Here is a 10,930-nt window from a genome sequence, read left to right on the forward strand (position 1 = left end):
GGGATTTACAGTACATATTCAGCAAGCACGCTCTGCACTTCGTAGATGTTCAAGTTTTTATTAAAATGCTTTTCAATAGGTTCGTCTGATCCTGAGATCCAAATTTTTAATTCGGCCTCCAGATCGAAGCTGCCTGCGGTTTCAATGCTAAAATGGGTAATGTTTTTATAAGGGATACTGTGATACTCGATTTTTTTCCCTGTGATTCCCTGCTTATCCACCAGAATCAGGCGCTTGTTTGTAAAAATGAATAAATCACGGACCAGCCTGTAGGCTTTTTCAACCTGTTCACTTGGAGCAAGGACGGCTGAAAACTCGTCCTGAACCTCCTTAATGTCCGCTTCAGAGGCATTGCCGATAAAGCCATCGAAAATTCCCATTTAACCAACCTCCATTATAAGGTTAACTCCATTATACGGATCGTCCGGAAAAATTCCCAGTGATAAAGGCTTTCCCTTCCCGGAAAGCCTTCACTTATTTATTCTTCTGTTGACTGATCATCCTGTGCTTTTTTCTGCCCTTCTTCTTTTTTATCTTTTGAAATACGGCCGCAGGCAATGCGTTCTCCGGAATCTCCTGCTGGCTGGGTCATACCGTCATCCGGACCGTCATGGATGACAATGGAGGTCCCTTCCTTTGTCAGCAATGAAGTTTTGTCTTCTTTTAACGTGACCTGAGGCGCCATAAAATCAATCTTGACTTTGCCGTCATCCTCGACAATCAGGTTGGGAAGATCACCCGCATGAGATCCTTTTGGGTGAAGCAGGCCATGTTCCTTATTGTCAGGATTGAAATGATTCCCGGCGGATTTGAAATCAGGGGGTTCGCATTTTGCTTCTTCATGGATATGGATAGCAAGCTCACCCGGCGGCAGTCCGCTCAAATCTCCGGTCAATTTTACTCCGCTAGCCTGTTCCTGCACCTTAATGATGCCTAATGAATCGCCTGCAGCATTATACATTTCGACTTCTGTATTTGTTATGTTCTCTTCCCCGCAGCCGGACAGAAGAAGAACAAAACCCAGCATCAAAGCTTTTCTCATGATTGAATCCTCCATCAAGACAATTTGCCTTTAGTGTTGCCCAATCACTTTATTAATAAACAAGAAAAGCGCAATCGCTCCGCTCAATCCCTCCCCTCAGATGGGCAGGTGCTGGAGTTAGATCTTACAAAAAAAGAAGAACAGCCGCTCAGCTGTTCCCCTCTTGTCTATTTTGCCTGTCAATGCGCTCTTCAAGCTCTTTCGCTTTGGCTGCTTCGCGCCTTGATACACGGATAATTAATCTCATGGTAAGAATGGCCCCAATTAAGAAGATGGCAAACGTTAAAGCTGCCGGGCCGTATTCTGATTTATCTTCAGGAAAATACAAAAACAGTGACAGTACATACCATTGCAGCATTCTAATCCATCCTTTCTGCTAAAAGCAGTGTCCATTAAATTATTATATCAGCAATGATTGCACAGTCCAATGAACTTATTTCAATACCTCGATCTTTTCAATAACCACATCTTCTGCAGGCTTGTCCTGTTCGGCTGTTTCAACCGCTGCAATGCTGTCGACTACATCCATTCCCTCAACAACCTGTCCAAAAACGGTGTGCTTATTGTCAAGCCAAGGTGTACCGCCTTTTTCATAAGCTTTAATGATTTCTTCCGGATAGCCTGCCTTTTCCATTTGTTCTTTCAGGCTTGGATCAAGTGTCGTGTTCTGAACAATAAAGAATTGGCTTCCGTTTGTGTTTGGACCGGAATTCGCCATTGATAAAGCTCCGCGAATATTATAGAGTTCATTGGAGAATTCATCCTCAAATGCTTTACCGTAAATGCTTTCTCCGCCCATGCCGGTTCCCTCAGGATCGCCGCCCTGAATCATAAAGTCCTGAATGACACGGTGAAAAATCAAGCCGTCGTAGTAGCCATCTTCACTGTGCTTAATGAAATTTTCAACAGCTTTTGGGGCCTGGTCCGGGAAAAGTTTAATTTTAATATTCCCTTTTGATGTCTGCATTTCCACCAGTCTTTCATTTCCCTGAACTTCTTCAGTCAGCTGCGGAAAATTGTCCGGAGTTTCACTTGACTGGTTATTTGTCTGTTTTTCTTCAGTCTCAGAGCCATTTGCATTGTCCGTTTCTTTTTCAGTGCTTGTCCCGCATGCTGACAGGATAAACATCAGAATTAGAATGGGAGTTAACATTCGCCATTTCATTACTTTTCAGCCTCCTATAAAAAACTAATCATTTTTTAGCTTACCTGATTTATTGAAAATTTGCACTTTGTTTTTTCAAGCTTCATAATAGGGCTAAAGAAAATGAAAAAGGAGAGGTTAGGTTGGCAGAAGTAAAGATAGGCGACAAAGTAACAGCCATCTATAAAACAGGCAAGTATATCGGGGAAGTGACAGATATCCGGCCGCAGCATTATCTGGTCAGAGTGCTGGGGGTCTTAAAGCATCCCTTGCAGGGCGATTTGCATAATCCTAAAGAAGCGGACGTGATGCTTTTTCATGAACGCCGCGCGCTTGCTTTCAGAGAGCAGACGAATGTGCCTAAGCAAATGGTAAAGCCCTTCGCAGAAGAAATACCAGATTATAAGGATTCGCTGCAAATAGCACTGGATAGAATGAGAACGGAGCTGGAAGGAGATTCTTCTCCATGGGCTGAGCAAAGCATAAGAAATCTCGACTCATTGGAGAAAGATTATTTTAAGTAAAATGAATACAAGCCAAATCGCTTTGATGGATTTGGCTTGTCAGGCAAATTTATTAAACAGCTTCGAGAAGTCCACCCGGTCGCCAATTGTCGTAGGCTCCGGCTTTTGCAGATACTTTTTATCCTTTTCTACCAGTCTGAAAATATTGTAAGTCGTCAAGGCATCATCCAGAGCCCGGTGATGTTTTCCGGTTCCTTCCTTGCCGTATTCCTGAACTGCTTTCCATAATCCTGTCTGGTTTTGGTCCCCGAAGAATCGCTTATATTCCATTGAAAGGTCCACTTCCCTGCCCCTGAATGGAAAATCAACTCCAGCCTGGATACAATTATTTCTAAGCACCTTCATATCCATATTTCCCCACGTAACGATTGTGCAGGAACGATTTCTGTTCATATCCTTCATTTTCTTGACCAATTCAAGAAAATCCATTCCCTGGTCTACTTGTTCCTGTGATATATGCAGAAAGGATTTGCATCGCTCGGACAATAGCGGAAACCGGACAGGAGTTACATATGAAGAGAACTCTTCACAAACCTGATTGCTGATAACAGAAACGATGCCAGCTTCGATAATTTCCGGAAAAAAACCTCTGAAAGCATTGCCTTTATCAGGCATGGTAAACTCAAAATCAATAAATAGGTATTGATGTTCCTCCCCCATGTTTTCACCTGCTTTCCCTTAAAATTTAACGGACTTAATTTCTTATATTATAGCATGAAATATTTCAATTTTCTGATCAAATTGCTTTTATGCCGGAAATTCTCCATCGCTCTCCTTATCTAGCTTTCTATTAATGGAATAACCGCCCGGCAAGCTGTATATTTCCATTCTTCTCGGCATAAACATAAACCATATTCTAGTAATTTAAGAGACAAATAGAAAAAAGGGGGCAGGAAATGAAAAAAGGAATATGCTGTTTTTTATTTGCAGTCCTACTGTCAGTGGGATCCCTAATGCCTGCGAAAGCTGCCGATGCTGAAAGAGAGTTTGAAGACATACTCGAAGAACAGCTTCGCAGCACAGTCCATTATTACAACGAAAACTCCTTTACAGTCATTGATGCATACGGAATGCAGGGAAAGGTAACAAAGATCGTTACAGCCGATGACCCGCAGACATCAGAAAATGAAGAGGTTATTGAGGAATATACTTCCCATATCGGCATTGTTTTTTTGGAAATGGAACAAAAACGGGATGACTTATTTATATTTAAGAAAAAAGATTTCTTTTACTATGATTTTGACAAAAAAGAATTTCTGACAGCATCCAATGTGCTTGGCAATGAATCCATCAGGGAATTTTTTGAACGGTATGTTGATGATATCGAAAAAAGCATTACCCCTATCTCCAAGTTACTCTTCCTATTCTTCCTTTCCTTTATCATTACGGTTCCGCTATTCATCATGATTTTTCAAAACCGCGGCCGCAGTAAAACTTAATACAGCAGAAAGAGAGGATGAGCCGCTGCACATCCTCTCTTTTTTATGACGCTGTCTGTATCCTCACATATTCTCTCGGTTCAAATACCTTCAGCTTTTGTTTATCTCCAGCTTCCATTTCATTATTTGCCGGTATTAATTCGACCACTTCTTCGTCTGCCGGAACATAGAATTCCCTTTTGGTTTCATGGTCTAATATCCAGGCGCCTGCAAACAGCAGGGCAAAGATTGTAATGGCTGCTGAAATTTTATGTTTGATCATGCATAACACCACCTAAAAGTAGTGTGCTTGAATGAATGGTTTTTTATACAAAAATGCGTTCTTTCGATAAATTTTTTCAAAAAAATTTTTCCTGATTCATTCGTGTTTCTACCTATTTAATAAGAAAGGATAAATCCTTTACTGATAAGGGTTGGAAGAATGCACAGACTTTCTTTTTAGGTTATAATTTGTTCTGAGGTGCATGAACGGATAGTAATGATGAATATGGCACGACTGTCATGCCTGCCCGGCTGGATATTATGGGGGAAGGTGGAAAAACTTTTATTAAGCGCTTTCTAATTGCAGAAAAAGATTATACATTCTGCGGAAGAAAAATACATTATTCCAAATATCCATCCTGAACCGTTAGATCCCATATAGCGGCTTCATCAAGCTGCCTGATAGGATACTCTGTTGAATAACTCGCAATTAATTTAAAGGGGGTAATGTTTTGTCTTTGCTTCACCTGGCAATAATTTCACCATTTTTGCTTGCCATCCTTGTGCCTATTGCGTACAAGCTGTTCAGGCAGATACATACGGGTTGGTTCGTACTTCCTCTGCCAATCCTTTTATTCAGTTATTTTATCTCTTATTTATCCATCACCTCCAATCAGCAATCCGTCACAAAATCTTTTGCATGGATTCCCGCTCTGGGGATTGATTTCACGGCAAAAGTTGACGGTCTTGGTTTGCTTTTTGCTTTGCTGATTACCGGAATAGGGGCATTGGTTGTTCTGTATTCCATCTATTATTTGGATAAAAACAAAGAAAAACTAAATACCTTTTATGTTTACTTGCTTCTATTTATGGGAGCAATGCTTGGGGTTGTCCTATCTGATAACCTGATTGTGCTTTATACTTTCTGGGAATTCACGAGTTTTTCTTCATTTCTTCTAATCGGGTATTGGTACCACAGAGAGAAATCAAGATATGGCGCACAGAAGTCGATGATCATCACCGTTTTCGGCGGTCTTTCTATGCTTGGAGGCATCATCCTTCTTTATTTGATGACAGGCACTTTCAGCATTTCGGAAATTATCGATGGATCAGATGAGATATTTTCACATTCATTATTCGTTCCTGCTCTGCTTTGCTTTTTGCTTGGGGCTTTTACCAAGTCCGCGCAATTTCCATTTCACATCTGGCTGCCGGATGCCATGGAAGCTCCAACACCCGTCAGTGCATATCTTCACTCGGCAACGATGGTTAAAGCCGGCATTTATTTAGTAGCACGTATGAGTCCGGTATTTGCTGAGCATTCGCTCTGGCTCTGGCTCATTGCTGGAGTTGGCATTACAACCTTATTCTGGGGTTCCTTTTCAGCTGTCAAACAGACTGACCTTAAAGCCATCCTGGCTTTCTCAACAGTCAGCCAGCTGGGCATGATCATGTCCCTTCTCGGCATTGGCGCTGCAGCGCTTCACTTCGAAACAGTCGATGACAGTTATTTTACGGTTGCCACAACAGCTGCTGTTTTTCATTTGATCAACCATGCCACCTTTAAAGGAAGTCTCTTCATGGTAGCCGGAATTGTCGATCATGAAACCGGAACCCGTGATATCCGCAAGCTTGGCGGTCTGATGAACTTTATGCCGATTACCTTTACTTTGGCGATCATCGGAACATTTTCCATGGCCGGGCTTCCGCCTTTTAATGGATTCTTAAGTAAGGAAATGTTCTTTACAGGAATGGTCCGTGTTCTGGAAATGGATATTTTCAATTTGGAAACATGGGGATTCTTGTTCCCTGTTCTTGCCTGGGTGGCAAGTGTATTCACATTTATTTACAGTATGATTCTTGTATTCAAAACGTTCACAGGCAAGTTCCAGCCTGAACAATTAGAAAAGAAACCGCATGAAGCTCCAATCGGGATGCTGATTTCACCCATTATCCTGGCTTCACTAGTAATCATTATCGGTTTCTTCCCTAATATTATTTCAAACACGCTAATCTCCCCGGCACAGGCAGCCATCATGCCTGTTGAAGGGTATGTGTATGATACTCATATTTATTTCTGGCATGGATTAACGCCTGAACTGTTCATGACTTTAGGTGTTATTACATTGGGAATTCTGCTTTTTGTCACTCTGCCGAAGTGGAGAAGTGTGTATAATTTGTTTCCTGAGAAATTGGCTCTGAATCGCTTTTACGATTCTATGCTGGAAGTTTCACAGAGGGCTTCCTTCAACTTAACAAGATTGTATATGAACGGATTCATCAGAACCTATCTTGTGTATATTTTTTCATTTTTCATTGTTTCTCTGGCTGCCACACTGGTTCTGAAAGATGCTTTTAAATTCGATACGAGCGATGTGGCAACCATCCATTATGCGGAGGTTCTGCTGGCATTAGTCATCGCTGCTGCATCTATTTCCATTCTTTTTGTAAAATCCAGAATGACATCCATCATTCTGCTGGGGGCGGTCGGATATACCGTTTCATTGTTCTTTGTTATTTTCAGGGCCCCTGATCTTGCATTAACACAGCTTGTAATCGAGACTATTTCTGTCTCTTTGTTCCTGCTTGCATTCTACCATCTTCCAAAGCTCCGGCATGAAGAGCGGATGGGATTTAAAATGACGAACGCCATTATTTCTGTAGGGGTAGGTGCGATTGTCACGATGATTGCCTTATCTGCCCACAGCAATAAGATGTTTCCTTCCATTGCGCAATATTACGTCGAGAATACGTATAAGGAAGCAGCCGGCAAAAACATGGTAAACGTTATTCTAGTTGATTTCCGTGGTTTTGATACCATGTTTGAAATTACGGTTCTTGGAATTGCAGCTCTTGGAATTTTCGCTATGATTAAACTTCGCCTGGAAGGAGGAAAGAAAAATGAAAACAAATGATATTATTTTGCAGACTGCTACGAAAGTAGTTTTGTTTCTCATTGTTCTTTTCTCTGTCCATATCTTTTTTGCCGGCCACTATACACCGGGCGGCGGATTCGTTGGCGGTTTGCTGACATCGGGGGCAATCGTGCTGCTGCTTCTGGCTTTTGACATGAAAACTGTCTCCAAGATCCTTCCTGTCAATTATATTCACATGATTGCAGTGGGACTGCTTTTTTCAATTGGTACAGGGGCGGGAGCATTGCTATTTAATGTCCCTTTCCTTACCCATGCCTTTGGACATATTGACCTGCCAGTTCTGGGGGACACTTCCCTCCATACAGCTACACTGTTTGACCTTGGTGTTTTTCTGGTTGTTGTTGGCGTTACGATGACCATTATTCAAACGATAGGGGAGGATGAATAATGGAAATATTAATGGCTTTCGTAATTGGAATTTTATTTATGTCAGCTACTTATCTCATGCTGTCAAAAAGCTTGCTGCGCATTATTGTCGGAACCGGGCTTTTAAGTCATGGGGCACATATGCTGATATTAACGATGGGCGGTTTAAAAACAGGATCTGCCCCGCTGCTGGGTGAAAAAGCACCCTATACCGATCCGATTCCCCAGGCACTTATCCTGACGGCAATTGTAATCAGCTTCGGGGTCACTGCGTTTTTCCTGGTTCTGGCATACCGTGCCTACCAGGAGCTTGGCACTGATAATATGGATCGAATGAGAGGAACTGAAGGAAATGATTAACTTTTTAATATTGCCCATCCTGATCCCTTTAGTTACAGGTGTCCTTCTCATCTTCGCTTCTAAAAGAATCATGCTGCAAAGGTGGATTGCAGGCATTTCATCAGTGATTGCGATCATTTTCTCAGCCCTGCTGGTTCAAAAGGTCCGAGTCAGCGGGATCCAAACGCTGGATGTTTCAAGCTGGGAGGCTCCGTTTGGGATCACGCTTGTTTCTGACATGATGTCAGCTCTGCTGGTGCTTACAACCAGTATAATCGCATTTCTATGTCTGATTTATTCATTTTGGAGCATCGGGGAAGCCAGAGAGAAGTTTTACTATTATGCTGCATTCAACTTTTTAATTGTTGGCGTAAACGGTGCCTTTACAACAGGGGATATCTTCAACCTTTTCGTATTTTTCGAGGTTATGCTGATGGCTTCGTATGTTTTGCTTGTATTAGGCGGAAAGAAGGCACAGCTCAGGGAGTCCATTAAATACATCCTTGTGAATGTAATATCTTCCGCTCTGTTTGTTATAGCTGTTGCCTATCTTTATTCTGTAGTAGGAACGCTTAATATGGCGCATATATCAGTCCGCATCAGCGAAGCAAGCCAAGGGAATCCCCCAGGAATCATTACAGTGATTGCTGTACTATTTTTAATCGTATTTGGATTGAAAGGCGCCATTTTTCCTTTATATTTCTGGATGCCAGGCTCTTACTATGCACCGCCTGCTCCTGTTTTGGCTTTATTCGGAGCGCTGCTGACAAAGGTCGGAGTTTACTCTATTACAAGAACCTATACGCTGTTCTTTTATCACGATACTGGCTTTACCCATCAGCTCTTAAGCTTTTTGGCTATTATGTCGATCATCGCCGGAGTCATTGGGGCAATTGCCTACTGGGATATTAAGAAAATCATCATCTACAATATCATCATTGCTGTAGGGGTAATTTTGTTCGGAGTATCAGCTATGACGACTGATTCCCTTACCGGGTCCATCTTCTATTTGATTCATGATATGATTATTAAGGCGTCTCTATTCTTACTTGCCGGCATCATGATTGCAATTACCGGGACAAGTAATTTGCATAATATAAGCGGGCTGATCAAGCGCTATCCCGGTCTGGGATGGACCTTTTTCATCGCAGCGCTTGCTCTTGCGGGAATCCCTCCATTAAGCGGGTTTGTTGGAAAGCTTCTAATTGTTAAAGGCGGATTCGAAGCAGAACATTACTGGGGAGCAGGGATTGTTTTAATGTCCAGTCTTCTTGTGCTGTTTTCAATCATGAAAGTCTTTATTAATGGCTTTTGGGGTACACCTCGCGCCTATAAAGAGGAAGCCAAAGTGCCTGTCGGCAAAATGTTGATTGCCCCGGTAATCCTTGTTATCATTGCCGTTTTCTACGGAGCCGGCTCGGAGTTTGTTTATCCGTATATCTTACAGGCTGCTGAAACTCTTGCAAATCCGGAAATATATATTGAAGCAGTTTTAAAGGAGTATTGAGTATGGCATTTCAAATATTATTAAATGTGTTCCTTGGGTTTATGTGGATGTTTTTAACAGGATCATACGAACCGGTTGCGTTCCTTAAAGGATACCTTTTTGGCCTGCTCATCATCTTTACTTTCAGAAGATTTTTCGATTCACGCTTTTATCTATTAAGAGTTGTAGCGGTAATCAATCTTTTGTTTCTTTTCATCAAAGAGCTGATCTTAGCGAACATCGGCGTGCTTAAAGTATTGTTAAGACCCAAACTTGATATGCGGCCAGGCATTTTCGCCTACCCCACTGTTCTGAAAAAGGACTGGGAAATAACAGTGCTAGCGAATTTGATCACACTGACTCCGGGGACATTGGTTGTAGATGTTTCCCCGGATAATAAGATTCTTTACATTCATGCAATCGATATTGAAGATGCAGAGGAAACCATTGATTCTATCCGGAATTCGTTTGAAAAAGCAATCTTGGAGGTGAGCCGGTAATGCTGAATACTGTTGTTCTAAGTGCCATCCTTATCATTTCGGCTGCCACCATCGGTTTGATCTACAGAGTGATTAAAGGGCCGACCACGCCAGACCGTGTTGTTGCACTTGATGCTATTGGCATAAATCTTGTTGCAATTGTTGCATTGATTTCTATCGCCCTTAATACAAGTGCGTTTGTGGAGGTTATCCTTCTGATCGGGATTCTTGCCTTTATAGGGACCGTGGCCTTCTCTAAATATCTGGAGAAGGGGGTTATTATCGAAAATGAACGAGATCGCTAATATTGTCATTATTGTGCTGATTATTCTGGGAGCTTTTTTAAGCCTTGTCGCTGCATATGGCGTTATCAGGCTTCCTGATATTTATACCAGGAACCATGCGGCATCAAAGTCCGCTACACTGGGGGTTATGTCCATACTGCTTGGAGCCCTGCTGTTCTTTTATGTTAAAGATGGCTTTTTCAATTCCAGAGTGCTGCTCGGAATTATATTCATCTTCATGACATCACCTGTAGCCGGGCATTTAATTGCCCGGGCAGCCTATAACTCCGGTGTAGAGCTATGGGATAAAAGTGTACAGGATGACTTGAAAGATGCACCACATATGAAGAAGACAAACAGCAAGGAACAATCATAAAGTGAAACTTCAATCAGTCAGTGGGGAGTGCTTTTCTCCCCGCTGATTGTTAGTTGAGGCCCACAGGAAGTGGGTCACAAAGACGTTGCCACAGGATGTGGCGTTCTTAGTCTTTGTCCTTCTTTTGGGCCTTTAGGGGCTGTTTGACCCGCTTATCCTCCTTTGATTCCTCTGAGTCTTGAAGTGGGGGTCTTACTGCCCGTTAGACTGCGATAAATAGGAAAACCGCAAGAGAAATGAACTGCCCCCTGTCAAGTAGACAGTAGAAATAATAAAAATGATTTAAGCGGCTTTAGTTCTATATTCCATAGGGC

At 42.1% G+C, this 10,930-nt stretch carries 15 protein-coding genes; 9 read left to right on the top strand and 6 right to left on the bottom strand.

Annotation, left to right across the window (positions count from 1 at the left end; genetic code table 11):
* Nucleotides 1–5: 5 nt before the first annotated feature.
* The 4 genes from ACTHRG_RS22155 to ACTHRG_RS22170 form a co-directional block, all read right to left on the bottom strand.
* Nucleotides 6–380, bottom strand: coding sequence for a PH domain-containing protein (locus tag ACTHRG_RS22155; protein WP_035332043.1), 375 nt, complete (start codon nt 378–380; stop codon nt 6–8).
* Nucleotides 381–478: 98 nt separating this feature from the next.
* Nucleotides 479–1,042: a superoxide dismutase family protein gene (locus tag ACTHRG_RS22160; protein WP_076258191.1), complete on the bottom strand. Its 564-nt coding sequence runs from the start codon at nt 1,040–1,042 to the stop codon at nt 479–481.
* A gap of 148 nt (nt 1,043–1,190) precedes the next feature.
* Complete coding sequence (locus tag ACTHRG_RS22165) at nt 1,191–1,400, bottom strand: hypothetical protein (RefSeq protein WP_035332039.1); 210 nt, start codon at nt 1,398–1,400, stop codon at nt 1,191–1,193.
* A 75-nt stretch (nt 1,401–1,475) separates the two neighbouring features.
* The gene (locus ACTHRG_RS22170) at nt 1,476–2,207 is read right to left on the bottom strand and encodes a peptidylprolyl isomerase (RefSeq protein ID WP_440232064.1); all 732 of its coding nucleotides are present in this window, start codon (nt 2,205–2,207) and stop codon (nt 1,476–1,478) included.
* Between the two features lie 122 nt (nt 2,208–2,329).
* Here ACTHRG_RS22170 and ACTHRG_RS22175 point away from each other — a divergent pair, with 122 nt between their 5' ends.
* Nucleotides 2,330–2,710 carry a kinase-associated lipoprotein B gene (locus ACTHRG_RS22175; protein WP_440232065.1) on the top strand — a complete coding sequence of 127 codons (381 nt, stop codon included), beginning with the start codon at nt 2,330–2,332 and terminating at the stop codon, nt 2,708–2,710.
* Nucleotides 2,711–2,749: 39 nt separating this feature from the next.
* Here ACTHRG_RS22175 and kapD read toward each other — a convergent pair whose 3' ends face one another.
* Entirely contained in the window at nt 2,750–3,370 is a 621-nt protein-coding gene (kapD, locus tag ACTHRG_RS22180; RefSeq protein WP_440232066.1) for a 3'-5' exonuclease KapD, read from the bottom strand.
* Between the two features lie 236 nt (nt 3,371–3,606).
* Between kapD and ACTHRG_RS22185 the strand changes: the two genes are divergently transcribed.
* Nucleotides 3,607–4,149 carry a hypothetical protein gene (locus ACTHRG_RS22185; protein WP_440232067.1) on the top strand — a complete coding sequence of 181 codons (543 nt, stop codon included), beginning with the start codon at nt 3,607–3,609 and terminating at the stop codon, nt 4,147–4,149.
* A 43-nt stretch (nt 4,150–4,192) separates the two neighbouring features.
* Here ACTHRG_RS22185 and ACTHRG_RS22190 read toward each other — a convergent pair whose 3' ends face one another.
* On the bottom strand, nt 4,193–4,411 hold the full coding sequence (locus tag ACTHRG_RS22190; protein ID WP_335691202.1) for a hypothetical protein: 219 nt from the start codon (nt 4,409–4,411) through the stop codon (nt 4,193–4,195).
* Between the two features lie 451 nt (nt 4,412–4,862).
* On the opposite strand from ACTHRG_RS22190, the gene ACTHRG_RS22195 reads away from it, so the two are divergent.
* Genes ACTHRG_RS22195 through mnhG form a run of 7 tightly spaced genes read left to right on the top strand, consistent with a single transcriptional unit; the run spans nt 4,863 to nt 10,616 of the window.
* The gene (locus ACTHRG_RS22195) at nt 4,863–7,265 is read left to right on the top strand and encodes a Na+/H+ antiporter subunit A (protein WP_440232069.1); all 2,403 of its coding nucleotides are present in this window, start codon (nt 4,863–4,865) and stop codon (nt 7,263–7,265) included.
* Nucleotides 7,252–7,674, top strand: coding sequence for a Na(+)/H(+) antiporter subunit B (locus ACTHRG_RS22200; RefSeq protein ID WP_335691205.1), 423 nt, complete (start codon nt 7,252–7,254; stop codon nt 7,672–7,674). Before ACTHRG_RS22195 ends, ACTHRG_RS22200 begins: the two co-directional genes overlap by 14 nt.
* Entirely contained in the window at nt 7,674–8,012 is a 339-nt protein-coding gene (locus ACTHRG_RS22205; RefSeq protein ID WP_009331655.1) for a Na(+)/H(+) antiporter subunit C, read from the top strand. The genes ACTHRG_RS22200 and ACTHRG_RS22205 overlap by 1 nt, the downstream gene beginning before the upstream one ends.
* The gene (locus tag ACTHRG_RS22210) at nt 8,005–9,498 is read left to right on the top strand and encodes a Na+/H+ antiporter subunit D (protein WP_335691206.1); all 1,494 of its coding nucleotides are present in this window, start codon (nt 8,005–8,007) and stop codon (nt 9,496–9,498) included. The genes ACTHRG_RS22205 and ACTHRG_RS22210 overlap by 8 nt, the downstream gene beginning before the upstream one ends.
* Nucleotides 9,499–9,500: 2 nt before the next feature.
* The gene (locus ACTHRG_RS22215) at nt 9,501–9,977 is read left to right on the top strand and encodes a Na+/H+ antiporter subunit E (RefSeq protein ID WP_335691207.1); all 477 of its coding nucleotides are present in this window, start codon (nt 9,501–9,503) and stop codon (nt 9,975–9,977) included.
* Nucleotides 9,977–10,261 carry a Na(+)/H(+) antiporter subunit F1 gene (locus ACTHRG_RS22220; RefSeq protein WP_035332019.1) on the top strand — a complete coding sequence of 95 codons (285 nt, stop codon included), beginning with the start codon at nt 9,977–9,979 and terminating at the stop codon, nt 10,259–10,261. Before ACTHRG_RS22215 ends, ACTHRG_RS22220 begins: the two co-directional genes overlap by 1 nt.
* A complete protein-coding gene (gene mnhG / locus ACTHRG_RS22225; RefSeq protein WP_440232070.1) occupies nt 10,245–10,616 on the top strand; it encodes a monovalent cation/H(+) antiporter subunit G in 372 nt (123 codons plus the stop codon). Before ACTHRG_RS22220 ends, mnhG begins: the two co-directional genes overlap by 17 nt.
* Nucleotides 10,617–10,930 lie beyond the last annotated feature (314 nt).

Source organism: Cytobacillus sp. SAFR-174 (genome assembly GCF_051964675.1).
Taxonomy (GTDB): Bacteria; Bacillota; Bacilli; order Bacillales; family Cytobacillaceae; genus Cytobacillus.